The sequence below is a fragment of the Streptomyces sp. NPDC101393 genome, from assembly GCF_044767385.1.
Lineage (GTDB): Bacteria > Actinomycetota > Actinomycetes > Streptomycetales > Streptomycetaceae > Streptomyces.
Window position 1 is genome coordinate 39265 of the sequence record NZ_JBIWNU010000008.1, and the last position, 25034, is coordinate 64298.

At 68.8% G+C, this 25034-nt stretch carries 20 protein-coding genes and 4 tRNA genes; 18 read left to right on the forward strand and 6 right to left on the reverse strand.

Annotated elements, in window-relative coordinates; translation table 11 throughout:
* Positions 1–175: 175 nt before the first annotated feature.
* Positions 176–257, forward strand: a tRNA-Tyr gene (locus tag ACIRQ7_RS24950).
* Positions 258–853: 596 nt separating this feature from the next.
* On the opposite strand, the gene ACIRQ7_RS24955 is transcribed toward ACIRQ7_RS24950, so the two are convergent.
* On the reverse strand, positions 854–2038 hold the full coding sequence (locus ACIRQ7_RS24955; RefSeq protein ID WP_404264985.1) for a MalY/PatB family protein: 1185 nt from the start codon (positions 2036–2038) through the stop codon (positions 854–856).
* 136 nt (positions 2039–2174) lie between these two features.
* Positions 2175–2576, reverse strand: a complete 402-nt coding sequence (locus tag ACIRQ7_RS24960) for a MerR family transcriptional regulator (RefSeq protein ID WP_404264986.1) — start codon at positions 2574–2576, stop codon at positions 2175–2177.
* A gap of 65 nt (positions 2577–2641) precedes the next feature.
* Here ACIRQ7_RS24960 and ACIRQ7_RS24965 point away from each other — a divergent pair, with 65 nt between their 5' ends.
* Complete coding sequence (locus ACIRQ7_RS24965) at positions 2642–3985, forward strand: MFS transporter (RefSeq protein ID WP_404264987.1); 1344 nt, start codon at positions 2642–2644, stop codon at positions 3983–3985.
* Between the two features lie 86 nt (positions 3986–4071).
* On the opposite strand, the gene ACIRQ7_RS24970 is transcribed toward ACIRQ7_RS24965, so the two are convergent.
* Positions 4072–4734 (reverse strand): SDR family oxidoreductase, encoded by a 663-nt coding sequence (locus ACIRQ7_RS24970; protein WP_401474401.1) that lies wholly within the window; start codon positions 4732–4734, stop codon positions 4072–4074.
* Between the two features lie 103 nt (positions 4735–4837).
* Positions 4838–6124, reverse strand: a complete 1287-nt coding sequence (locus tag ACIRQ7_RS24975) for an amidohydrolase family protein (protein ID WP_403673386.1) — start codon at positions 6122–6124, stop codon at positions 4838–4840.
* A gap of 182 nt (positions 6125–6306) precedes the next feature.
* Between ACIRQ7_RS24975 and ACIRQ7_RS24980 the strand changes: the two genes are divergently transcribed.
* The 6 genes from ACIRQ7_RS24980 to ACIRQ7_RS25005 all read left to right on the forward strand — a co-directional run bounded on the left by ACIRQ7_RS24980 (position 6307) and on the right by ACIRQ7_RS25005 (position 8845).
* Positions 6307–6379 (forward strand) — tRNA-Thr (locus ACIRQ7_RS24980).
* Between the two features lie 48 nt (positions 6380–6427).
* Positions 6428–6500 (forward strand) — tRNA-Met (locus ACIRQ7_RS24985).
* 88 nt (positions 6501–6588) lie between these two features.
* Positions 6589–6753: a 50S ribosomal protein L33 gene (rpmG, locus tag ACIRQ7_RS24990; protein WP_006604855.1), complete on the forward strand. Its 165-nt coding sequence runs from the start codon at positions 6589–6591 to the stop codon at positions 6751–6753.
* A gap of 85 nt (positions 6754–6838) precedes the next feature.
* On the forward strand, positions 6839–7291 hold the full coding sequence (locus ACIRQ7_RS24995) for a MaoC family dehydratase N-terminal domain-containing protein (RefSeq protein WP_404264988.1): 453 nt from the start codon (positions 6839–6841) through the stop codon (positions 7289–7291).
* Position 7292: 1 nt separating this feature from the next.
* Positions 7293–7727, forward strand: coding sequence for a MaoC family dehydratase (locus tag ACIRQ7_RS25000; protein WP_401474410.1), 435 nt, complete (start codon positions 7293–7295; stop codon positions 7725–7727).
* 62 nt (positions 7728–7789) lie between these two features.
* Positions 7790–8845 carry a UDP-N-acetylmuramate dehydrogenase gene (locus ACIRQ7_RS25005; RefSeq protein ID WP_404264989.1) on the forward strand — a complete coding sequence of 352 codons (1056 nt, stop codon included), beginning with the start codon at positions 7790–7792 and terminating at the stop codon, positions 8843–8845.
* Positions 8846–8888: 43 nt separating this feature from the next.
* On the opposite strand, the gene ACIRQ7_RS25010 is transcribed toward ACIRQ7_RS25005, so the two are convergent.
* Together ACIRQ7_RS25010 and ACIRQ7_RS25015 are read right to left on the reverse strand one after the other, a co-directional pair.
* Entirely contained in the window at positions 8889–9911 is a 1023-nt protein-coding gene (locus ACIRQ7_RS25010) for an adenosine deaminase (protein ID WP_404264990.1), read from the reverse strand.
* Positions 9912–10047: 136 nt separating this feature from the next.
* Entirely contained in the window at positions 10048–11283 is a 1236-nt protein-coding gene (locus tag ACIRQ7_RS25015) for a pyridoxal phosphate-dependent aminotransferase (RefSeq protein WP_401474418.1), read from the reverse strand.
* 183 nt (positions 11284–11466) lie between these two features.
* Between ACIRQ7_RS25015 and ACIRQ7_RS25020 the strand changes: the two genes are divergently transcribed.
* The 10 genes from ACIRQ7_RS25020 to ACIRQ7_RS25065 all read left to right on the forward strand — a co-directional run bounded on the left by ACIRQ7_RS25020 (position 11467) and on the right by ACIRQ7_RS25065 (position 24807).
* Positions 11467–11539: transfer RNA gene (locus tag ACIRQ7_RS25020), tRNA-Trp, on the forward strand.
* Positions 11540–11648: 109 nt separating this feature from the next.
* Complete coding sequence (gene secE, locus ACIRQ7_RS25025) at positions 11649–11945, forward strand: preprotein translocase subunit SecE (RefSeq protein ID WP_136741286.1); 297 nt, start codon at positions 11649–11651, stop codon at positions 11943–11945.
* A 71-nt stretch (positions 11946–12016) separates the two neighbouring features.
* Positions 12017–12931 carry a transcription termination/antitermination protein NusG gene (gene nusG / locus ACIRQ7_RS25030; protein ID WP_404264991.1) on the forward strand — a complete coding sequence of 305 codons (915 nt, stop codon included), beginning with the start codon at positions 12017–12019 and terminating at the stop codon, positions 12929–12931.
* Between the two features lie 169 nt (positions 12932–13100).
* A complete protein-coding gene (gene rplK, locus ACIRQ7_RS25035) occupies positions 13101–13535 on the forward strand; it encodes a 50S ribosomal protein L11 (RefSeq protein WP_401474424.1) in 435 nt (144 codons plus the stop codon).
* A 105-nt stretch (positions 13536–13640) separates the two neighbouring features.
* A complete protein-coding gene (gene rplA / locus ACIRQ7_RS25040; RefSeq protein WP_404264992.1) occupies positions 13641–14357 on the forward strand; it encodes a 50S ribosomal protein L1 in 717 nt (238 codons plus the stop codon).
* Between the two features lie 150 nt (positions 14358–14507).
* Positions 14508–15365 carry a hypothetical protein gene (locus ACIRQ7_RS25045; RefSeq protein ID WP_404264993.1) on the forward strand — a complete coding sequence of 286 codons (858 nt, stop codon included), beginning with the start codon at positions 14508–14510 and terminating at the stop codon, positions 15363–15365.
* A gap of 313 nt (positions 15366–15678) precedes the next feature.
* Positions 15679–16233, forward strand: coding sequence for a 50S ribosomal protein L10 (gene rplJ, locus ACIRQ7_RS25050; protein ID WP_401474433.1), 555 nt, complete (start codon positions 15679–15681; stop codon positions 16231–16233).
* A gap of 81 nt (positions 16234–16314) precedes the next feature.
* Positions 16315–16698, forward strand: a complete 384-nt coding sequence (gene rplL / locus ACIRQ7_RS25055; protein WP_401474436.1) for a 50S ribosomal protein L7/L12 — start codon at positions 16315–16317, stop codon at positions 16696–16698.
* A 626-nt stretch (positions 16699–17324) separates the two neighbouring features.
* A complete protein-coding gene (gene rpoB / locus ACIRQ7_RS25060) occupies positions 17325–20810 on the forward strand; it encodes a DNA-directed RNA polymerase subunit beta (RefSeq protein ID WP_401474439.1) in 3486 nt (1161 codons plus the stop codon).
* 97 nt (positions 20811–20907) lie between these two features.
* Positions 20908–24807, forward strand: a complete 3900-nt coding sequence (locus tag ACIRQ7_RS25065) for a DNA-directed RNA polymerase subunit beta' (RefSeq protein ID WP_401474825.1) — start codon at positions 20908–20910, stop codon at positions 24805–24807.
* The last annotated feature ends 227 nt before the right edge of the window (positions 24808–25034 follow it).

Sequence of the window (25034 nt, forward strand, 5' to 3'; positions counted from 1 at the left end):
CTCGTACGTAGATCCGTCAGGGGTACGGCCCTGTCCGGGCCGCCCCGCAAGCCTAGCCACCCGCCCATGATCAAGCGCTCCGCAATCGAGTGGCGAACCACCCCCAGCCATCGGGTATGGTTTACGTCGTTGCCACAGAGCGCCGCCCACAGCGGAACTCCCGGCAGCAAACCCTGGCGGTGTGCCCGAGCGGCCAAAGGGAGCAGACTGTAAATCTGCCGGCTTCGCCTTCCCAGGTTCGAATCCTGGCGCCGCCACAGGTGTAGAAGAGGTCCGTGACCAGCGTAAATGCTGGTCACGGACCTCTTTTTTTCTGTCGTGATGCCGGGGCCGCCACCGCCGGGTGGTTATTCCCCGCTCCGTCTCACCACTCCGTCTCACCCTGTGTCGCACGCCGATCAGGGTGTGCGGGGCACCTGTGGGGCGCGTTCCGGGACCCGCCTCCCACCGCCCGCTCCTGAGCTGAGCCCGCGGGAGACCCGCGTGGCGAAGGCCGTAACGGCGCCTGGCCGGCTGAGAAGCCGCTTCGTCCGCCCGGGGCGCCCCCGACCGCCACCTGGCAGGTAACTCCGGTGCGCTTCGCGGCGATCCAGCGATGAAGGGGCGCCCGCTCGCAGTGCGGCGATGCGGGCTTACGTCGGCCGCCGCACTGCGCGTGAGTGATCCTGACCCTGGAGGTGCTCCCCGAACCCGGACGGCACCCGGCTCCTTGGGATCGGCTGACCGTCCCGGAGGGCCGGCTTCGGAGCCCTGCACCGCCCCGGCTCTCGCGCAGAGCCGGGCGGTCGCGCGTGGAGCGGCCCTCAGCGCCCCCAGGTCCCCCAGGGCGCGCGACGTGGGGCGGCCGCGCCCGTCATTCCACCGCCCTCGCCATGCGCCGCACCGCCTCCGTGAGCACGTCCGGGGAGGTGGCCAGATTCAGGCGGGCGAAGCCGGTGCCCCCGGTGCCGAAGGGGCGGCCGGAGTTCAGGGCGACGCGGCCGCGGTCCAGGAACACGGTGGCCGGGTCGGCGTGGAGGTTCAGCGGTCGGCAGTCGAGCCAGGCGAGGAACGTGGCCTGGGCCGGTTCGTAGCGGAGGGCGGGCAGGTGCTCGGCCAGGAGGCCGGCGAGCAGCCGGCGGTTGTGGTCGAGGCCGGTGAGCAGCGCGTCGAGCCAGTCGCCGCCCTCCCGGAGCGCGGCGGTGTGGGCGATGATGCCGACGTGGCTGGGGCCGTGGCTGACCTCTTCGGGGAGGCGCGCGAGGTCGTCGGCCGCGTCGGGCCCGGCCACGGCGAGTGCGGCCTTGAGCCCGGCGAGGTTCCAGGCCTTGGACGCCGACATCAGCGACAGGCCGTTCCCGGCCCCGGGGACGCTCAGATACGGCACGAAGGTCGCACCGGCCGCCACGAGCGGGGCGTGGATCTCATCGGCCACGACCCGGACGCCGTACGCACGGGCCAGCGCTGCCACGTCCGCCAACTCGTGGGCGGTGTGCACGGTTCCGGTCGGGTTGTGCGGGCTGCACAGCAGGTACACCGGCCGCCGTCCGCTGGTGCGGGCCTGCCCGAACGCCTTCTCCAGCGCGTCGAAGTCGATCCGTCCGTGCTGACCCAGCGGCGCCTCGACGACCGGTCGGCCGAGGTTGCCGATGAACTGGTAGAACGGCGGGTAGACAGGGCAGTTGACGATGACCGGCGCCGCCGGCTCCGAGATGAGTTTCAGCATCTCGACGATGCCCAGCATCACGTCGGGCACGATCGCCGTGCGCTCCACCGCGAGCCCGTCCCAGTGCCAGCGCCGGGCCGCGAACGCGGCGAGCGATTCGGCGTATGCCGTCCCGGCGGGATAGCCGGTGTCGCCGAGGGTGACGGCGTCGACGATCGCCCGCGCGACCGGCTCGGCCAGCGGGACGTCCATCTCGGCGACCCACAGCGGCAGTACGTCGTCCGGGTAGGTGCGCCACTTCATGCTCGTACGCCGCCGGAGCTGCTCCAGCGAGAGGCGGCACAGCGGGTTGGCCTGGTCGGAGGCGGGAGTGTCACGTGGCGAGCTGTCCATGTGTCAAAAGTAGGCGGAAGGGGGGCGGATGGCGCGTCTCTCTTCGGCCGCGACGCACGGCCCGTCCCGCCGGCCCGTCACCGACCCGTCCCACAGCCCCGTCCCGCCGTCCCGTCCGGCCCGCCCCCTCGGCCCGTCACCTCGCCGGGGGCGGCCCCTGGGCGGCGTCGGGCGGGCGGATGGTGCCGCAGACCGCGGCGAGGTATTCGGCGATCGCGTCGCGGTTGCGGGTCAGGCATTCCACGCGTTCGGTCATCCGGTCGCGTTCGTGCCGCAGGGTGGCGATCATCTCCGGTGTCGCGTCCGGGAAGTGGATGATCCGGGGCTTGTTGAGGCAGGGGAGGATCTGTTTGATGATCCGGGTCGGCAGGCCGGCGTCGAGCAGGCCCCGGATCTGCAGGACGCGGTCCGCGCAGGACTCGTCGTAATCGCGGTAGCCGTTGGGGGAGCGGTCGGCGACGATCAGCCCCTGCTCCTCGTAGTAGCGCAGCAACCGCCGCGGTGTGCCGGTGCGTTCCGACAGCACTCCGATGCGCATGTGACCGCCCTCACGTTCCGTCGCGTTGACCTTCACATCAATGTGAGGGTTCGACCATACGGACCATGCGACACCACACCTCACCCCGCGCAGCATCCGTACCCCGTTCCGGATCCGCATCCGCGCCCCCTGCCGAATCCACCGCAGCTGCCGAATCCACCGCACCTGCCGAGTCCACCGCACCTGCCGAATCCGCCGCCCGGACGGAAGCCGCCTCCGGAGCCGGGAGCCGCAAGCTCCCGCTGACCGCCCTGCTCGCGCTGGCCACCGCCGTCTTCCTCACCAGCCTGACCGAGACGCTGCCCGCCGGACTGCTGCCCGCGATGAGCGCGGACCTGCAGGTCAGTGAGGCCGCGACCGGCCAGTCGGTGACGATCTACGCCATCGGCACCGCGCTCACCGCGATCCCGCTGACCACCGCCACCGCGGGGTGGCGCCGCAAGCGCCTGCTGCTGACGGCCATGGCCGGATTCGGCGCCGCCAATACGGTCACCGCGCTCTCCGCGGACTACTCCCTGACCATGGCGGCCCGGTTCGTCGCCGGTGTGGCCGCGGGCCTGGCCTGGGCACTGCTGGCCGGCTACGCCCGCCGCCTGGCGCCCGCCCCTCTGCAGGGCAGGGCGATCGCCATCGCCATGGCCGGTATCCCCGTCGCGCTGTCGCTCGGAGTGCCCGCAGGAACCTTCCTCGGTACGGCAGTTGGCTGGCGGACGGCGTTCCTGAGCATGACCGGGCTCACCGTCGTCCTGCTCGGATGGATCGCCGCGGCGGTTCCGGACCATCCCGGCCGGGGGAAGGGCGGACGGATGCCGGTACTGCGGACGCTGCGCATCCCCGGTGTGCCGCCGGTCCTGTTCGTCACCCTGGTCTTCGTGCTGGCCCACACGATCCTCTACACCTTCATCGCCACGTTCCTCGACCGGCTCGGCATGGGCGGCTCCACCGACCTCGTCCTGCTGGTCTTCGGCGCCGCCTCCCTGGTGAGCATCTGGATCGTGGGCGCCCGGATTCACCGCCGGCTGCGCTCCCTCACCCTCGCCGGCACCCTCCTGGTCGCGGTCGCCGCCGCCGTGCTGGCCGTCCTGGCCGACAGCCCCGCCGCCGTCTATGTCGCGGTGACGCTGTGGGGACTCGGCTGGGGAGGCGCCCCGACGCTGCTGCAGACCGCCGTGGGCGACGCGGCGGGAGGGGCGGCGGACGCCGCGCAGGCCATGCTCGTCACGCTGTGGAACGTGGCGATGGCCGGCGGCGGAGTCGTCGGCGGCATCCTCCTCGGTCTGCTCGGCTCCGCCGCCTTCCCCTGGAGCGTGCTGGCGCTGCTCGTACCGGTGCTGATCGTGGTGACCGCCGCCCGGACACACGGCTTTCCGGCCCGCCGCACGATCACGCCCGAAGCCCCCACCTCCTGAAGGGCCCCCGGCCCGCACACCTGAGAGCGGCCACGAAGGTCACGAGGGCGGCGAGGCCACCGAGGGCCCCTGCCGCGCGTCGCAGCTCAGTGCGCCGCCACGGCGCGTACGGCGTCCGCCACCGGCACATCTCCGTTGATCAGTTCCAGCGAACGGCCGACCGTGCCCGGCTCGCCGATCAGTTCCGCCAGCGCGGCCGCCACGTCGTCACGTGTCACCTCGCCACGTCCGGTCGCGTCGGCCAGGGTCACCAGGCCGGTCCCGGGGTCGTCGGTCAGCCGGCCCGGCCGCAGAATCGTCCAGTCCAGGCCGGCGCGGGCCCGTACGTCCTTGTCCGCCGCGCCCTTCGCGCGCAGATAGGACGCGAAGACCGGGTCGGTGCCCTCCGGGGGCTCGCGGTCCGCGCCCATCGACGAGACGACGAGGAAGCGGCGTACGCCCGCCGCCTCGGCCGCGTCGGCGAACAGCGTCGCGGCGCCGCGGTCCACGCTGTCCTTGCGGTCGCTGCCGCTGCCCGGCCCCGCGCCGGCGGCGAAGACGGCCGCGTCCGCCTCCGCCAGATGCCGCGCGACATCCTCCACCGACGCCGACTCCAGGTCGCAGACCACCGGTTCGGCTCCCGCGGCCAGCAAGTCGCCGGCCTGCTCCGGCCGGCGGATGATGCCCGCGACCTCGTCCCCGCGCTTGGCGAGCAACCGCTCCAGCCGAAGCGCGATCTGACCATGTCCACCTGCGATGACAATGCGCATGATCCCGACCGTACGCCGAACCGGACGCGGGCAGCGCGGGACCGGCCGGTGCGGCCCGCACCACCCCGCCACAGCCACCTCAACGCCCCGCCGGGCAACCCGTTCAGCGCTGCGACTGCCGGGGCAGCTCCAGCGCCACCTCCGCCGCAGAGTCGCAGTACTCCCGCACCGCGCTGGTGCGGGCGACCACCCGCCCCCGGTGCACCACGATCCGGCTGTAGGCCAGCGACAGCACCCCGGCGATGCGTTCCCCGCGTACGGCGAGGAGTTCGGCGGGGAAGCCCGCCTCGACGCGTACCTCCGGCAGGCCCAGCGTCGCCCGCGCGGCCGAACTCACCGTCTCGTACGCGGCCTCCGGTGTGGCCTCCCCGAGGGACGCCAGCAGATACGCGGCCTCCAGGGGATCGCCACGCCCCACGGGGTTGGCCACATCGCGCAGCGCCCCGCTGCCGGCCGCGACCCGCACCCCGGCGGCGCGCAGCAGCCGCACCGGCGCGGGCCGTGACACCCGCGAGCCGTAGCGCTCCAGGCCGGTGCAGTCGCCCTGCGGCAGGCAGACGACGGTGACGTCGGCGGCGGCGAGCTGTTCGGCGACCCTGGCGGCCACGCTGCGCGGCATCCGGGCCATCCCGGCGCACGGCCCGAGGGCGACGCCGGACCGCAGCCCGCCGGCCATCGTGGCAAAGCGGGACAGCCGCCCCGGGTCGTCACCGTCCGTGTGCAGATCCACCGGGCAGCCGTGCTCCCCGGCCAGCTCCAGGACGGCCTCGACGTACCCCGTCGGGTCCGGGTCGAGGTCCGGGCAGCCGCCGATGACGGAGGCGCCCATCTTCACGGCGTCCCGCAGCATCGCCAGCCCGTCCGCCCCGGCCACCCCGGTCAGCACCCGGGGCACCGCGACCGCCGCCAGGTCGGCGAGTCCGCGCAGCGACCTGCGGGCCTGCAGCACCGCTTCCAGCGAGCGCAGGCCCTGGACGCCGCCGATCCGGACGTGGCTGCGGGACGCCGTGGCGCCGTGCCCCAGTTGCAGCAGTGCGGCCTCCGTCGTGCGCCGTTGGACGTCCTCGGGGGAGTCGGAGGCGGGGCCCTCGGAGTCCGCGGTCAGTGCGGTGTCGCAGTGCGCGTGCGGCTCGACGGGGGCGGGGAGCAGGAGGTATCCGGCGAGGTCCACGCGGGCGCCCTGGGGCGCGAGGCTTCCGGCGGTGCCGACGGCTTCGATGCGGCCGCCGGCGAGGAGGACGTCGACCGTGCGGCCGTCGGCGAGCCGGGCGCCGCACAGGACCAGCGCACCGGTATCCGGCCTGGCCGGGCGGCCGGAGCCGGTCGGCCGGCCGGGGTTTTCCGGCTTGCCCGGCTGGGGCGGTGGCTGCGGTGAACTGCTGTCGGACATCGCGCTCCTCGAAGGCACGGGCGTGCAAGATCACGCAGCGTTCTTCCGAGCCTAGGGGGCCACCGGGAGAGCTTCGAGCAGGCGCGAAATAGTCGTACCGGTGTGGTGCGCGGGGTCGTTGGGGCACGGCCCCGATACGGATTTCACCTTTGGCTGCCGTCCGTGTAATGTCTTCATCGCTCGCCCCAATAGCTCAGTCGGCAGAGCGTCTCCATGGTAAGGAGAAGGTCTACGGTTCGATTCCGTATTGGGGCTCTGATGTGTGAGGTACCTCGCCCTCGGGCGAGGTGCAACTCGCATCACAGCGGTGTAGCTCAGTCGGTAGAGCAAGCGGCTCATAATCGCTGTGTCACCGGTTCAAGTCCGGTCACCGCTACTGACAGTAGCCGATTGTGGGGTCGGTCCTCCGATCGGCTACTCTTTTATGCGTTCATCCGTTCATCCGTCCGTCAAGGAGCACTCACGTGGCTGCCACAGACGTCCGCCCGAAGATCACGCTGGCCTGCGTGGAGTGCAAGGAGCGGAACTACATCACCAAGAAGAACCGGCGTAACGACCCGGACCGTCTTGAGATGAAGAAGCACTGCCCCCGTTGCAACTCGCACACTGCGCACCGCGAGACGCGATAACACAGGCTCGTTCGTGAGGCCGTCCCCATTTTTTGGGGGCGGCCTCACGGCGTTATCCACATCAGTACAGGGAGGTTGCGAGCCCATGGCGCTCGACCAGTCTTTTGTCGGACGCACGTACCCGCCCACCGACCCGTACGAGGTCGGCCGGGAAAAGATCCGCGAATTCGCCGAGGCGATCGGTGACAGCAATCCCGCTTACACCGACACCGAGGCGGCCAAGGCCCTCGGCCACGCCGACGTGATCGCGCCGCCGACCTTTGTGTTCGCGATCAGCTTCAAGGCCGCGGGCCAGGTCATCGAGGACCCGCAACTGGGGCTGGACTACAGCCGGGTGGTGCACGGCGACCAGAAGTTCGCCTACGCCCGGCCGGTGCGCGCCGGGGACCGGCTCTCGGTCACCTCCACCATCGAGGCCATCAAGACCATGGCGGGCAACGAGATCATCGATATCCGCGGCGAGGTGCACGACGAGGCGGGCGAACACGTCGTCACCGCCTTCACCAAGCTGGTCGCCCGACGCGCCGAGGAGGCCTGAGATGACCGCGAAGATCTCCTACGACGAGGTCGAGGTCGGCACCGAACTCCCGGCACAGTCCTTCCCGGTGAGCCGCGCCACCCTCGTCCGCTACGCGGGCGCCTCCGGCGACTTCAACCCGATCCACTGGAACGAGAAGTTCGCGAAGGAGGTCGGGCTCCCCGACGTCATCGCCCACGGCATGTTCACCATGGCCGAAGCGGTCCGTGTGGTCACCGACTGGGCCGGCGACCCGGCCGCCGTCGCCGAGTACGGCGTGCGCTTCACCAAGCCCGTCGTCGTCCCCAATGACGACACCGGCGCGCTCATCGAGGTCAGCGGCAAGGTCGCGGCCAAGCTGGACGACGACGACCGTACGGTCCGGGTCGACCTCATCGCGATGAGCGACGGCCAGAAGGTGCTGGGCATGTCCCGCGCCGTGGTCCGCCTCGCCTGAGCCCGCGGCGTACGGGGGCGGTCCGGCGAGGGATGCCGGACCGCCCCCGTACCCTTGGGCGCGTGCAGGAACTCCATGACGCCCCCCTCGCCCCGCTGACCACCTTCCGGCTCGGTGGCCCGGCCACCCGCCTCGTCACGGCCACCACCGACGACGAGGTCATCGCCGCGGTCCGCGCCGCCGACGACGCCGGCACCCCGCTGCTGATCATCGGCGGCGGCAGCAATCTCGTCATCGGCGACAAGGGCTTCGACGGCACGGCCCTGCGCATCGCCACTCGCGGGTTCGCGCTCGACGGCACGACCCTGACGCTCGCCGCGGGCGAGAACTGGTCGGACGCCGTCGCCCGCACGGTCGAGGCCGGACTGGCCGGTGTCGAATGCCTGGCCGGCATCCCCGGATCGGCCGGCGCCACCCCGATCCAGAACGTCGGCGCGTACGGCCAGGAGGTCTCCGCCACCCTCACCGAGGTCGTGGCCTACGACCGCCGGATCGCCGAGACCGTCACGATCCCGCACGCGGAGTGCGCCTTCTCCTACCGTCACAGCCGCTTCAAGCAGGACCCGGAGCGGTTCGTCGTGCTGCGGGTGCGGTTCGAGCTGGAGGACGCGGGCGGCCTGTCCGCACCGCTGAAGTACCTGGAGACCGCCCGCGCCCTGGGCGTCGAGGCCGGTGAGCGCGTCGCTGCGGCCGCCGCCCGCGAGACCGTCCTGCGGCTGCGCGCGGGCAAGGGCATGGTGCTGGACGCCGACGACCACGACACCTGGTCGGCCGGCTCCTTCTTCACCAACCCGATCCTCACCGAGGACGAGCACGCCGCCTTCGTGCGGCGCGTCCACGACCGCCTCGGCCCCGACACCGCACCGCCCGCCTTCCCGGCGGGGGAGGGCCGGGTGAAGACGTCGGCGGCCTGGCTCATCGACCGCGCCGGCTTCACCAAGGGGTACGGCAGCGGCCCGGCCAGGATCTCCACCAAGCACACCCTCGCGCTCACCAACCGCGGCGCGGCCACCACCGAGGACCTGCTCGCTCTGGCCCGCGAGGTCCGCGACGGCGTGCAGGCCGCCTTCGGCGTCACGCTCGTCAACGAACCCGTGACGATCGGCGTCGACCTCTAGCCGCCCAAGAGCCCAGCAGCCCAGCCACCTGGTCCCCGGCCGGCTAGTCGCCCGCCAGCCAGGTGTCGATGCCCGTCAGCAGCCGCTGCCGCTCGTCCTGCGGGGCGCGCGAGGCACGGACCGACTGGCGGGCCAGCTCGGCGAGTTCGGCGTCCGTGAAGCCGTGCGCGCTGCGGGCGATGTCGTACTGCGCGGCCAGCCGTGCGCCGAACAGCAGCGGGTCGTCCGCGCCCAGCGCCATCGGCACCCCGGCGTCGAAGAGCGTCCGCAGCGGGACGTCCTCCTGCTTCTCGTACACCCCCAGCGCCACATTCGACGTCGGGCACACCTCACACGTCACGCCGCGCTCCGCCAGCCGTCCCAGCAGCCTGGGGTCCTCCGCGGCCCGTACGCCGTGCCCGATCCGGCCGGCGTGCAGATCGTCCAGGCAGTCCCGCACGCTCGCGGGCCCCGACAGCTCGCCGCCGTGCGGCGCCGCCAGCAGGCCGCCCTCCCGGGCGATGGCGAAGGCGCGGTCGAAGTCCCTGGCGAATCCCCGGCGTTCGTCGTTGGACAGGCCGAATCCGACGACGCCCTGGTCGGCGTAGCGCACCGCCAGGCGGGCCAGGGTCCGGGCGTCCAACGGGTGCTTCATGCGGTTGGCCGCGACCAGGACGCGGATGCCGAGGCCGGTCTCCTGGGAGGCGCTGCGCACCGCGTCCAGGATGATCTCCAGCGCCGGGATCAGCCCGCCCAGCCGCGGGGCGTACGAGGTCGGGTCGACCTGGATCTCCAGCCAGCCCGCGCCGTCCCTGACGTCCTCCTCGGCGGCCTCGCGCACCAGCCGCTGGATGTCCTCGGGCGAGCGCAGACAGGACCGCGCGATGTCGTACAGCCGCTGGAAACGGAACCAGCCGCGCTCGTCGGTGGCCCGCAACTGGGGCGGCTCACCGCCCTTGAGCGCCTCCGGCAGATGCACGCCGTATTTGTCGGCGAGCTCCAACAGGGTCGTGGCCCGCATCGATCCGGTGAAATGCAGGTGCAGGTGGGCCTTCGGCAACTGACGCACATCACGAACGCTCTCCATCCGGAGATCTTGCCGCATCCACCCACCCGGCCGGTAGGGCCCGCCCCGAACGAAGGCACCACCAAATGCGCGTGCGGGCCGGAAGACATTCCGGCCCGCACGCGCAATTGACACCTAGGTCATCAGCAGGTGACTGCTACTTGGCCTCCGCCAGCAGCTTCTGGATCCGCGAGACGCCCTCGACCAGGTCCTCGTCGCCGAGCGCGTACGAGAGCCGCAGGTAGCCGGGGGTGCCGAAGGCCTCACCCGGTACGACGGCGACCTCCGCCTCCTCCAGGATGATCTCGGCCAGCTCGACGCTGGACGACGGGCGCCGGCCGCGGATCTCCTTGCCCAGGAGCTCCTTCACCGACGGGTAGGCGTAGAACGCGCCCTCGGGCTCCGGGCAGAGCACGCCGTCGATCTCGTTGAGCATCCGCACGATCGTCTTGCGGCGCCGGTCGAAGGCGACCTTCATCTCCTCGACGGCCGTCAGGTCGCCGGAGACCGCAGCGATGGCCGCGGCCTGCGAGACGTTGGCGACGTTGGACGTGGCGTGCGACTGGAGGTTCGCGGCGGCCTTGATGACGTCCTTGGGGCCGATCGCCCACCCGACGCGCCAGCCGGTCATCGCGTACGTCTTCGCCACGCCGTTGACGACGATGCACTTGTCGCGCAGCTCGGGCACGACGACGGGCAGCGAGGAGAACTCGGCGTCGCCGTAGACCAGGTGCTCGTAGATCTCGTCGGTCAGCACCCACAGGCCGTGCTCGGCGGCCCAGCGGCCGACCGCCTCGACCTGCTCGCGGGTGTAGACCGCGCCGGTCGGGTTGGACGGCGAGACGAAGAGCAGCACCTTGGTGCGCTCCGTGCGGGCCGCCTCCAGCTGCTCGACGCTCACGCGGTAGCCGGTGGTCTCGTCCGCGACGACGTCCACCGGGACACCGCCGGCGAGCTGGATCGACTCGGGGTAGGTGGTCCAGTACGGCGCCGGGACGATGACCTCGTCGCCCGGGTCGAGGATGGCCGCGAACGCTTCGTAGATGGCCTGCTTGCCACCGTTGGTCACCAGGACGTTGGCGGCCTCGATCTCGTAGCCGGAGTCGCGCAGCGTCTTGGCGACGATCGCGGCCTTCAGCTCGGGGAGGCCGCCGGCCGGGGTGTAGCGGTGGAACTTCGGGTTGCGGCAGGCCTCGACGGCCGCCTCGACGATGTAGTCGGGCGTGGGGAAGTCGGGCTCACCGGCGCCGAAGCCGATCACCGGACGCCCGGCGGCCTTGAGGGCCTTCGCCTTGGCGTCGACGGCGAGGGTCGCGGACTCGGAGATCGAACCGACGCGGGCGGAGACCCGGCGCTCGGTGGGGGACGATGCAGAAGGAGTAGCAGCGCTCATACATGCATCGTCCCAGACCGCCGACGAGCCCGGCACATCGGTTTCACGGCGGCCCCCAGGACGTTTCTGTTCGACGCCCGGCCCTGAAGCACGTACACTCGCTGACCGTTGGCTCCCAACAGGTCGCCGCGGCTGCCGCACTCAGTGCAGTCGGTCGCATGCGGTAGGTTGGGGGAACCACAAAGGGTCGTAGCTCAATTGGTAGAGCACTGGTCTCCAAAACCAGCGGTTGGGGGTTCAAGTCCCTCCGGCCCTGCTACACGCACTTCGTCACCAGAGTGCGTGCACGCGTACGTACTGAAATGCACCGCCGTGCGGCTCAACCGGGCGCGGCACGGCCACGACCCGGATTCAGGTGAGGACGAGTGACGGACGCCCTGGGCTCCATCGACATGCCTGAGCGCGGTCGTTCCGAGGACGAAACCGCGGAATCCCAGAAGAAGCCCCGCCGTGGCGGCAAGCGCGGCAAGAAGGGCCCCTTCGCGCGTCTCGCGCTGTTCTACCGCCAGGTTGTGGCGGAACTCCGCAAGGTCGTCTGGCCCACGCGCAACCAGCTGTCGACGTACACCAGCGTGGTGATCGTCTTCGTTGTCATCATCATCGGTCTCGTAACCGTGATTGACTTGGGTATCAACCGAGTCGTCGGGTACGTCTTCGGCTGATCCCGCGGAGGGCGCCTCAGCGGGCGCCTTTTCGCATGTTCAACCCCTTGAAGCAAGGAAGAAGCAGCCACGTGTCTGACCCGAACCTGAACGACGCCGCCGAGCCCGTCGCGGCGGCTGCAGAGGCCGACGTTGACGAGGCTGTCTCGGCCGAGGTCGAGGGCGACGACACCGCTCTGGAGATCGTCGAGAACGCCGACGGCACCGACGAGCTCGACGCCGAGGACGCCGCTGCCGGCGAGCCCGCCGAAGAGGCCGCGGTCAATGTCGACGGTGACGCCGAGGCCGCCGCAGAGGTCGCCGAGGACGAGGCCGCCGCAGAGGTCGAGCAGGGCGAGGACGCGGAGCCCGAGGAGGAGCAGGAGCCGGTCGACCCGGTGGCCGCACTCCGTGACGAGCTGCGCACCCTCCCCGGCGAGTGGTACGTCATCCACACCTACGCGGGCTACGAGAACCGCGTGAAGACCAACCTTGAACAGCGTGCCGTCTCGCTGAACGTCGAGGACTTCATCTTCCAGGCCGAGGTGCCGCAGGAAGAGGTCGCCCAGATCAAGAACGGCGAGCGCAAGACCGTCCGCCAGAACAAGCTCCCGGGCTACGTGCTCGTGCGCATGGACCTGACGAATGAGTCCTGGGGCGTCGTCCGTAACACCCCGGGCGTCACCGGCTTCGTGGGCAACGCCTACGACCCGTACCCGCTGACGCTGGACGAGATCGTCAAGATGCTCGCCCCGGAGGCCGAGGAGAAGGCCGCCAAGGAGGCCGCTGCGGCCGAGGGCAAGCCGGCGCCGTCCCGCAAGGTCGAGGTCCAGGTGCTGGACTTCGAGGTGGGCGACTCCGTCACCGTCACCGACGGTCCGTTCGCGACGCTGCAGGCCACGATCAACGAGATCAACGCCGACTCGAAGAAGGTCAAGGGCCTCGTCGAGATCTTCGGCCGCGAGACCCCGGTCGAGCTCAGCTTCGACCAGATCCAGAAGAACTAGTTTCTTCCGGAACACCAGCCATACCGAGCAGGTCAGACGGGCTTCGCGGCCCGTCTGACCTGCTCGGTTTTTGGCCGCGCGACTATACCCGTTATCGTTGTGCGGTATGCCTCCATCCGGATGACCGGATTGCGGGGCGAAACAACTCTCACTAGGACCCGGAGAGAGCATGCCTCCCAAGAAGAAGAAGGTCACGGGGCTTATCAAGCTCCAGATCAGTGCCGGCGCCGCAAACCCGGCTCCGCCGGTCGGCCCCGCGCTGGGCCAGCACGGCGTCAACATCATGGAGTTCTGCAAGGCCTACAACGCCGCGACCGAGTCGCAGCGTGGCATGGTCGTGCCGGTGGAGATCACGGTCTACGAAGACCGCTCCTTCACCTTCATCACGAAGACTCCGCCGGCCGCGAAGCTGATCCTCAAGGCCGCGGGTGTGGAGAAGGGCTCCGGCGAGCCGCACACCAAGAAGGTCGCGAAGATCACCGACGCCCAGGTGCGCGAGATCGCCACGACCAAGATGCCCGACCTGAACGCGAACGACCTGGACGCCGCGGCGAAGATCATCGCCGGCACCGCGCGTTCCATGGGCGTCACGGTCGAGGGCTGACCGCCGTCCCGTAGGCCGTGGCGGTAGCCGAACACCGTCGCAGCCCGTGGCAGGGCCAGGCGCTGGCCCGCACCACGACTCCATCTCCAGCACTCAGGAGCAGCAGTGAAGCGCAGCAAGAATCTTCGCAACGCGGACGCGAAGATCGACGCGGAGCGTGTGTACGCCCCGCTCGAAGCCGTCCGTATCGCCAAGGACACCTCGTCCGCCAAGTTCGACGCGACCGTCGAGGTTGCCATGCGTCTGGGCGTTGACCCGCGCAAGGCCGACCAGATGGTCCGTGGCACCGTGAACCTCCCGCACGGCACCGGTAAGACCGCCCGGGTCCTGGTCTTCGCGACCGGCGACCGTGCAGCGGCCGCGGAAGCCGCCGGCGCCGACATTGTCGGCTCCGACGAACTGATCGACGAGGTCTCCAAGGGCCGTCTGGACTTCGACGCCGTCGTCGCCACCCCGGACCTCATGGGCAAGGTCGGCCGCCTCGGCCGCGTGCTCGGTCCGCGTGGTCTGATGCCGAACCCGAAGACCGGCACCGTCACCCCCGATGTCGCCAAGGCTGTCACCGACATCAAGGGCGGCAAGATCGAGTTCCGCGTGGACAAGCACGCGAACCTCCACTTCATCATCGGCAAGGTCTCCTTCGACGAGACCAAGCTGGTGGAGAACTACGCCGCGGCGCTGGAGGAGATCAACCGTCTCAAGCCGTCCGCCGCCAAGGGCCGCTACATCAAGAAGGCCACCATCACCACCACGATGGGCCCCGGCATCGCGCTGGACGCGAACCGCACCCGCAACCTCCTCGTCGAGGAAGACGCCGTCTGATCTCCTTGATCAACGGCGCCTAGCGCGCAGTTCACCCCGTCAGGCCCCGATTCTCCCCAGGGAGAATCGGGGCCTGACGCATGTGGTGTCAGTGCTCTGCACTAAAGTCGGCCCCGAGTTCCATAAGGAAGATCTAAGGGGGAGCCTCAGATGCGAAGCATGCGAATCACCGCCGCCGTGGCGGGAGTTGTCCTGCTGGTGGGCGGTCTCAGCGCCTGTAACGACGACGCCGGCAAGGCCGCGGGCGGCAGTGGCGGCAGCAGCGGCGGGGGAGGCGACGCCGCGGGCAAGCAGCAGTCGCCGCTGGACGCCGCGCTGGCCTCGCTGAAGAAGGCTTCCCAGCAGACGACCGGCAAGCAGTCCGCGAAGGTCGACGGCACGACCAAGAGCGGTGGCGCCGAGCAGAAGCTCAAGGGCGCTCTCGACTGGTCGCAGGGCGTGCGGATGACCGTCGACATCACGCAGTCGGGCGGGGTGGGCGGTGGCAAGCCCATGAAGGCGCTCTACACCGCGGACGCGATGTACATGAACCTCGGCGCGGCCGGTCTGGGCGGCAAGCCGTGGGTGAAGTACGACTACGACGTCATGGCCAAGAAGATGGGCCCGGCCGGCGCCCTGCTGAAGGACGGGCTGCAGAACAACAACCCGGGCCGGTCCGTGGATCTGCTGCTCGCCTCGGGCAAGGTCAAGGAAGTGGGCAAGGAGTCCGTCCGCGGCGTCCAGGCGACCCACTACTCCGGGACCCTCGGCGTGAGCGAGATGGCCCGTATGCAGTCGAAGGACGTCAGCGAGGCGGACCTCCAGTCGCTGGAGAAGCAGCTGAAGACGATCGGCGCGAAGAACGAGACCATCGACCTGTGGATCGGCGCTGACAACCTGCTCGTCAAGAAGCGCGAGCAGATGGACAGCAAGTCCGCTCCGTACGACTCGACGCTCTTCTACTCCGACTACGGCACCAAGGTCACGGTGACCGAGCCGCCGGCGAGCGAGACGACCGAATACAAGTAATTGCAGCGTCCGTAGTGTCGCGGGCGGGGGCGTGGTCGATGCCCCCGCTCAGCCGATTTGCCTGATGGCAGACCGTTCCCGTACCGTACCCGAGAAGCCAAAGACCGCTGGTTGTCTCTACGCGTCCGATTCTCGGGCGTGTGGTGGCCGAAGGATCCGCTAGCTATTGCGGACGGCCTGCGCAGGTATGTGTGGTTGAACTCCCGGGTGAGGTCTGTCCGGTCGAGTCACGCCCCGTGCGCCTGCGCCGGGGCGTTTGTTTTGCCCAGCCCCTTCTGCGCGGTCCTCATCACCCGGAAGGAGGCCGAGGCTCATGGCGAGGCCCGACAAGGTCGCAGCCGTCGAGGAGATTACGAACAAGTTCCGTAACTCCAACGCTGCTGTAGTGACCGCGTACACCGGTCTTACCGTTGCGCAGCTCAAGGAGCTGCGTCGTTCGCTCGGTGAGAACGCTCAGTACCGTGTGGTGAAGAACACGCTGACCAAGATCGCGGCCAATGAGGCCGGGATTCAGCTGGACGAGCACCTCAAGGGCTCGACCGCTGTTGCCTTCGTTACCGGTGACCCGGTCACGGCGGCGAAGGGTCTTCGTGACTTCGCCAAGGAGAACCCCGCTCTCGTCATCCAGGGCGGTGTCCTTGATGGCAAGGCGCTGTCCGCCGACGAGATCAAGAAGCTTGCGGACCTCGAGTCCCGCGAGGTTCTGCTCGCCAAGCTGGCGGGTGGCATGAAGGCGTCCATGGCCAAGGCCGCGGCGACCTTCCAGGCCCCGCTCACGAAGTTCGCCCGCACCGCGGACGCGCTTCGCAGCAAGGTCGAGGAGCAGGGCGGTGCCGGTACGCCGGCTCCCGCCGAGGCTGCGGAGTAACCCACTCCCCAGTCCAGCGGGCCCGTACGCCCGCCGACATGTACATCCGGCACCAGCCGAATTAGTGGAAGGACCGCCACCATGGCGAAGCTCAGCCAGGAAGACCTGCTCGCGCAGTTCGAGACGATGACCCTCATCGAGCTCTCCGAGTTCGTGAAGCTCTTCGAGGAGAAGTTCGACGTCGAGGCTGCCGCCCCGGTCGCCGTTGCCGCCGGTGTCCCCGGTGCCCCCGCCGCCGCCGAGGCCGAGGAGCAGGACGAGTTCGACGTCGTCCTCACCGGCGCCGGCGACAAGAAGATCCAGGTCATCAAGGTCGTGCGTGAGCTGACCTCCCTGGGCCTGAAGGAGGCCAAGGACCTCGTCGACGGCACCCCGAAGCCCGTCCTCGAGAAGGTCGACAAGGCCGCCGCCGACAAGGCTGCCGAGGCCCTCAAGGGCGCCGGCGCCTCGGTCGAGGTCAAGTGACTTCACTGAGTCTCTGACTCACGTCCTGTGCGCCTCTGGCGTACGCGGACACAGCGAAGGGCGATCACCCATGCGGGTGGTCGCCCTTCGGCGCTCTCCGCCGCTGCTGCGTTGTCCCGGGCCGGCGTGCGAGTATGGTGATCATCGTTGCCCGGACGTGTCCGATGTGACGTTCTCCCTGAGGCGGGGGGCCTTGACGAACCGGACGCGGCGCGCAATTCTCGGGACGCGACGCAGAAGCGATCCAGGGTCCGAGGCATGGATCGCGGACGAAGAGGGAAGCATCGGTGTGCGCCACTGGCGCAGGGCTTTCGGCAGGCGCAGGGCATGGGCGTAGAGAAGAACAACGAGGGGCTCCTCCATCTGGGAGGGCGCGACCTCCCGGAGGGAGAAGATCGGTATCACGGTGCTGAACCGGTCTCCGGAACCTCGCTCTGGACATCAGTGTGCCAAGTGGCTACACTGACCCTTTGCGCTGCCTGTTAGCTGCTCCCTGCCCGTCACCAGGGGCATACCCGAGCCCGAGCAAAGCTGGATGATCCGCCCTGACCTGGGCCTTCCCCCCGCCTGCTCGATTCGGGACCGGTACGCGCGTAGTGAGTCCGAGCCCTCGGAAGGACCCCCTCTTGGCCGCCTCGCGCAACGCCTCGACTGCCAATACGAACAACGGCGACAGCACCGCCCCGCTGCGCATCTCTTTTGCGAAGATCAAGGAGCCCCTCGGGGTTCCGAACCTCCTTGCGCTGCAGACCGAAAGCTTCGACTGGCTGCTCGGCAATGCCGCATGGAAGGGTCGCGTCGAGGCTGCGCTGGAGAGTGGGCAGGAAGTTCCCACCAAGTCCGGTCTCGAAGAGATCTTTGAAGAGATCTCCCCGATCGAAGACTTCTCCGGGTCGATGTCGCTGACGTTCCGCGACCACCGTTTCGAGCCCCCCAAGAACTCCATCGACGAGTGCAAGGAGCGCGACTTCACGTACGCGGCTCCGCTCTTCGTCACCGCGGAGTTCACCAACAACGAGACCGGCGAGATCAAGTCCCAGACGGTCTTCATGGGCGACTTCCCGCTCATGACGAACAAGGGCACCTTCTGCATCAACGGCACCGAGCGTGTCGTCGTCTCGCAGCTGGTCCGCTCGCCGGGCGTCTACTTCGACAGCTCCATCGACAAGACGTCCGACAAGGACATCTTCTCGGCCAAGGTCATCCCGTCCCGTGGTGCCTGGCTGGAGCTGGAGATCGACAAGCGCGACATGGTCGGTGTGCGCATCGACCGTAAGCGTAAGCAGTCGGTCACCGTCCTGCTCAAGGCTCTCGGTTGGACGACCGAGCAGATCCTTGAGGAGTTCGGCGAGTACGAGTCCATGCGCGCCACCCTGGAGAAGGACCACACCCAGGGCCAGGACGACGCGCTGCTCGACATCTACCGCAAGCTGCGTCCGGGCGAGCCCCCGACCCGTGAGGCCGCGCAGACGCTGCTCGAGAACCTCTACTTCAACCCCAAGCGCTACGACCTCGCGAAGGTCGGCCGCTACAAGGTCAACAAGAAGCTCGGTGGCGACGAGCCGCTCGACGCCGGTGTGCTGACCACGGACGACGTCATCGCGACGATCAAGTACCTGGTCAAGCTGCACGCCGGTGAGACCGAGACGACCGGCGAGTCCGGCCGGACGATCGTCGTCGAGACCGACGACATCGACCACTTCGGCAACCGTCGTCTGCGTAACGTCGGCGAGCTCATCCAGAACCAGGTCCGTACGGGTCTGGCTCGTATGGAGCGCGTCGTGCGTGAGCGCATGACCACCCAGGACGTCGAGGCGATCACGCCGCAGACCCTGATCAACATCCGGCCGGTCGTCGCCTCCATCAAGGAGTTCTTCGGCACCAGCCAGCTGTCCCAGTTCATGGACCAGACGAACCCGCTGTCGGGCCTGACCCACAAGCGTCGTCTGTCCGCGCTGGGCCCCGGTGGTCTGTCCCGTGAGCGGGCCGGCCTGGACGTCCGTGACGTGCACCCCTCGCACTACGGCCGCATGTGCCCGATTGAGACCCCTGAAGGTCCCAACATCGGTCTGATCGGTTCGCTGGCCTCCTACGGCCGGGTCAACGTCTTCGGCTTCATCGAGACGCCCTACCGCAAGGTTGTCGACGGCCAGGTCACCGAGGAGGTGGACTACCTCACCGCCGATGAGGAGGACCGCTTCCTGATCGCGCAGGCCAACGCGCCGCTGACCGAGGACATGCACTTCGCCGAACAGCGTGTGCTGGTCCGCCGTCGTGGTGGCGAGGTCGACCTCGTCACCGTCGACGAGGTGGACTTCATGGACGTCTCGCCGCGCCAGATGGTGTCGGCCGCGACCGCCATGATCCCGTTCCTCGAGCACGACGACGCCAACCGCGCGCTCATGGGATCGAACATGATGCGCCAGGCCGTTCCGCTGATCAAGGCGGAGTCCCCGCTGGTCGGCACCGGCATGGAGTACCGCTGTGCGGTCGACGCCGGTGACGTCATCAAGGCGGAGAAGGACGGTGTGGTCCAGGAGGTTTCCGCGGACTACATCACCGTCGCCAACGACGACGGCACGTACACCACGTACCGCGTCGCCAAGTTCACCCGCTCCAACCAGGGCACCTCCTTCAATCAGAAGGTCGTCGTCAACGAGGGCGCGCGCGTCATCGAGGGCCAGGTCCTCGCCGACGGTCCGTCCACGGACGAGGGCGAGATGGCGCTGGGCAAGAACCTGCTCGTGGCGTTCATGCCGTGGGAGGGTCACAACTACGAGGACGCGATCATCCTGTCGCAGCGCCTCGTGCAGGACGACGTCCTCTCCTCGATCCACATCGAGGAGCACGAGGTCGACGCCCGTGACACCAAGCTCGGCCCGGAGGAGATCACCCGGGACATCCCGAACGTCTCCGAAGAGGTCCTGTCCGACCTCGACGAGCGCGGCATCATCCGTATCGGTGCCGAGGTCGTCGCCGGCGACATCCTCGTCGGCAAGGTCACGCCCAAGGGTGAGACCGAGCTGACCCCCGAGGAGCGCCTGCTCCGCGCGATCTTCGGTGAGAAGGCGCGCGAGGTGCGCGACACCTCGCTGAAGGTGCCGCACGGTGAGATCGGCAAGGTCATCGGCGTCCGCGTCTTCGACCGCGAAGAGGGCGACGAGCTGCCCCCTGGCGTGAACCAACTGGTCCGCGTCTACGTCGCCCAGAAGCGCAAGATCACCGACGGTGACAAGCTCGCCGGCCGTCACGGCAACAAGGGCGTCATCTCGAAGATCCTGCCGGTCGAGGACATGCCGTTCCTGGAGGACGGCACCCCGGTCGACATCATCCTCAACCCGCTGGGTGTCCCGTCCCGAATGAACCCGGGGCAGGTCCTGGAGATCCACCTCGGCTGGCTCGCCAGCCAGGGCTGGAAGGTCGAGGGTGTCGAGGAGGAGTGGAAGAAGCGTCTCCACGCCATCGCCGCCGACGAGGTGGAGCCCGGCTCCAACGTCGCCACCCCGGTGTTCGACGGTGCGCGCGAGGACGAGATCTCCGGTCTCTTCGAGTCGACGATCCCGAACCGCGACGGCGAGCGGATGGTCAAGGGTTCCGGCAAGGCGCGGCTGTTCGACGGCCGCTCCGGTGAGCCGTTCCCGGAGCCGATCTCGATCGGCTACATGTACATCCTCAAGCTGCACCACCTGGTCGACGACAAGCTGCACGCGCGGTCGACCGGTCCGTACTCGATGATCACCCAGCAGCCGCTGGGTGGTAAGGCCCAGTTCGGTGGCCAGCGCTTCGGTGAGATGGAGGTGTGGGCGCTGGAGGCATACGGCGCCGCGTACGCCCTCCAGGAGCTGCTGACGATCAAGTCCGACGACGTGACCGGCCGCGTGAAGGTCTACGAGGCCATCGTCAAGGGCGAGAACATCCCCGAGCCCGGCATCCCCGAGTCGTTCAAGGTGCTCATCAAGGAGATGCAGTCCCTGTGCCTCAACGTGGAGGTGCTGTCCTCGGACGGCATGTCCATCGAGATGCGGGACACCGACGAGGACGTCTTCCGTGCAGCGGAAGAGCTCGGTATCGACCTGTCCCGGCGCGAGCCGAGCAGCGTCGAAGAGGTCTGACGGGTCTGGCGGGGGCTCTCACAAGGAGCCCCCGCCGTCCCCGGACCCCCAGTCAGACCATGATTGAGACTCGACCCTGAAAGAGGGATTGACGACAGTGCTCGACGTCAACTTCTTCGACGAGCTGCGGATCGGCCTCGCTACCGCTGACGACATCCGTCAGTGGTCGCACGGCGAGGTCAAGAAGCCGGAGACCATCAACTACCGCACCCTCAAGCCCGAAAAGGACGGACTCTTCTGCGAGAAGATCTTCGGTCCGACCCGGGACTGGGAGTGCTACTGCGGTAAGTACAAGCGCGTCCGCTTCAAGGGCATCATCTGCGAGCGCTGCGGCGTCGAGGTCACTCGCGCCAAGGTGCGTCGTGAGCGGATGGGCCACATCGAGCTTGCCGCTCCCGTTACCCACATCTGGTACTTCAAGGGCGTGCCGAGCCGGCTGGGCTACCTGCTGGACCTCGCGCCCAAGGACCTCGAAAAGGTCATCTACTTCGCCGCCTACATGATCACGTGGGTGGACGAGGAGCGCCGTACGCGTGACCTGCCGTCGCTGGAGGCGCACGTCTCCGTCGAGCGTCAGCAGATCGAGCAGCGTCGTGACTCCGACCTGGAGGCCCGCGCCAAGAAGCTCGAGACCGACCTGGCCGAGCTGGAGGCCGAGGGCGCCAAGGCCGACGTGCGCCGCAAGGTGCGCGAAGGTGCCGAGCGTGAGATGAAGCAGCTGCGTGACCGCGCGCAGCGTGCCATCGACCGTCTCGACGAGGTCTGGAACCGCTTCAAGAACCTCAAGGTCCAGGACCTCGAGGGCGACGAGCTGCTCTACCGCGAGCTGCGTGACCGTTTCGGCACGTACTTCGACGGCTCCATGGGTGCCGCTGCCCTGCAGAGGCGCCTGGAGACCTTCGACCTCGAGGAGGAGGCCGAGCGCCTCCGCGAGATCATCCGGACCGGCAAGGGCCAGAAGAAGACCCGTGCGCTCAAGCGCCTCAAGGTCGTCTCCGCCTTCCTGCAGACCCGCAACAGCCCCAAGGGCATGGTGCTGGACTGCATCCCGGTGATCCCGCCGGACCTGCGTCCGATGGTGCAGCTGGACGGTGGCCGCTTCGCGACCTCCGACCTGAACGACCTGTACCGCCGTGTGATCAACCGCAACAACCGCCTCAAGCGTCTCCTTGACCTCGGTGCCCCCGAGATCATCGTGAACAACGAGAAGCGGATGCTGCAGGAGGCCGTCGACGCGCTGTTCGACAACGGCCGTCGTGGTCGCCCGGTCACCGGTCCCGGTAACCGCCCGCTGAAGTCCCTGAGCGACATGCTCAAGGGCAAGCAGGGTCGTTTCCGTCAGAACCTGCTCGGTAAGCGAGTCGACTACTCGGCGCGTTCCGTCATCGTCGTCGGCCCGCAGCTCAAGCTGCACCAGTGTGGTCTGCCCAAGGCCATGGCGCTGGAGCTCTTCAAGCCGTTCGTGATGAAGCGCCTGGTCGACCTCAACCACGCGCAGAACATCAAGTCGGCCAAGCGCATGGTCGAGCGCGGCCGCACGGTCGTCTACGACGTGCTCGAAGAGGTCATCGCCGAGCACCCGGTGCTGCTGAACCGTGCGCCGACCCTGCACCGTCTGGGCATCCAGGCCTTCGAGCCGCAGCTGGTCGAGGGCAAGGCCATTCAGATTCACCCGCTCGTCTGCACCGCGTTCAACGCGGACTTCGACGGTGACCAGATGGCCGTCCACCTCCCGCTGTCCGCGGAGGCCCAGGCCGAGGCCCGCATCCTGATGCTGTCCTCGAACAACATCCTCAAGCCGGCCGACGGCCGTCCGGTCACCATGCCCACCCAGGACATGGTGCTCGGCCTCTTCTTCCTCACCACGGATGAAGAGGAGCGCAAGGTCATCGGCGAGGGCCGGGCGTTCGGCTCGACCGCCGAAGCGATCATGGGCTTCGACGCCAAGGAGCTGTCGCTCCAGGCGAAGGTCGACATCCGCTTCCCGATCGGCACCGTCCCGCCCCGTGGCTGGACCCCGCCGGTTCCGGAAGAGGGCGAGCCCGAGTGGCAGCAGGGTGACAGCTTCCGGCTGCGTACGACCCTGGGCCGCGCGCTCTTCAACGAGCTGCTGCCCGAGGACTACCCGTTCGTCGACTACTCGGTGGGCAAGAAGCAGCTCTCCGCGATCGTCAACGACCTGGCCGAGCGCTACCCCAAGGTCATCGTGGCGGCGACGCTCGACAACCTGAAGGCGGCCGGCTTCCACTGGGCCACCCGTTCCGGCGTCACCGTCGCCGTTTCGGACATCGTCGTCCCCGAGGCCAAGAAGGCCATCGTCAAGGGCTACGAGGACCAGGACGAGAAGGTCCAGAAGCAGTACGAGCGCGGTCTGATCACCAAGGACGAGCGCACGCAGGAGCTCATCAACATCTGGACCAAGGCGACCAACGAGGTTGCCGAGGCGATGAATGAGAACTTCCCGAAGACCAACCCCATCTTCATGATGGTGGACTCGGGTGCGCGCGGAAACATGATGCAGATGCGTCAGATCGCGGGTATGCGTGGTCTGGTGTCCAACGCCAAGAACGAGACCATCCCGCGACCCATCAAGGCGTCGTTCCGTGAGGGTCTCTCCGTGCTGGAGTACTTCATCTCCACGCACGGTGCCCGTAAGGGTCTGGCGGACACCGCTCTTCGTACCGCCGACTCCGGTTACCTCACCCGTCGTCTGGTCGACGTCTCCCAGGACGTCATCATTCGCGAGGAGGACTGCGGCACGGAGCGTGGCCTCAAGCTGCGGATCGCCACGAAGGGCGCCGACGGTGTCCTGCGCAAGGCGGACGACGTCGAGTCCAGCGTGTACGCGCGGATGCTGTCCGAGGACGTCGTCATCGACGGCAAGGTCGTCGGCCCGGCGAACGTCGACCTCGGTGACGTGCTCATCGACCAGCTGGTCGCGCACGGCGTCGAGGAGGTCAAGACGCGTTCGGTCCTGACCTGTGAGTCCGCGGTCGGCACCTGTGCCTTCTGCTACGGCCGTTCGCTGGCCACCGGCAAGCTGGTCGACATCGGTGAGGCGGTCGGCATCATCGCCGCCCAGTCCATCGGTGAGCCCGGCACCCAGCTGACGATGCGTACCTTCCACACCGGTGGTGTGGCGGGTGACGACATCACCCTGGGTCTGCCGCGTGTCGTCGAGCTCTTCGAGGCCCGTACGCCCAAGGGCGTCGCCCCGATCTCGGAGGCGGCCGGCCGCGTCCGTATCGAGGAGACCGAGAAGACCAAGAAGCTCGTCGTCACCCCGGACGACGGCAGCGACGAGACCGCCTTCGGCGTCTCGAAGCGTGCCCGTCTCCTGGTCGGCGAGGGTGACCACGTCCAGGTCGGCCAGCCGCTGACCGTGGGCGCGATCAACCCGCACGACGTGCTGCGGATCCTCGGTCAGCGCGCGGTCCAGGTCCACCTGGTCGGCGAAGTCCAGAAGGTCTACAACAGCCAGGGCGTGGCGATCCACGACAAGCACATCGAGATCATCATCCGGCAGATGCTGCGCCGTGTGACGATCATCGAGTCCGGCGACGCGGAGCTGCTGCCGGGCGAGCTGGTGGAGCGCACGAAGTTCGAGGGCGAGAACCGTCGCGTCGTGGCGGAAGGCGGCCACCCGGCCTCCGGCCGTCCGCAGCTGATGGGTATCACCAAGGCTTCGCTGGCCACCGAGTCCTGGCTGTCGGCGGCGTCCTTCCAGGAGACGACCCGGGTTCTGACCGACGCGGCGATCAACGCCAAGTCGGACTCCCTGATCGGCCTCAAGGAGAACGTCATCATCGGTAAGCTCATCCCGGCCGGTACGGGCCTGTCCCGCTACCGCAACATCCGGGTCGAGCCCACCGAGGAAGCCAAGGCCGCGATGTACTCGGCCGTCGGTTACGACGACATCGACTACTCGCCCTTCGGCACCGGCTCCGGCCAGGCGGTCCCGCTGGAGGACTACGACTACGGTCCGTACAACCAGTAAGCCCGTCCCGGGCACGTCCCGGAACGCGCTGCACGCAGGGCGGTCACCCGTTGAGGGTGGCCGCCCTGCGGCGTTGTGGGGGCAGGAGGCGCGGAACGCGGACGGTACGTGCGGATTCCTCCGGGCCGCGTTCCGAGCCACCCACGGGGCTCCTCCGGTCGCCGTGGGTGCGCGGCCTCCGCCGTCCTTCCCGCCACCAGGCCCCCCGAGGGAACTTGTCCTCCCAT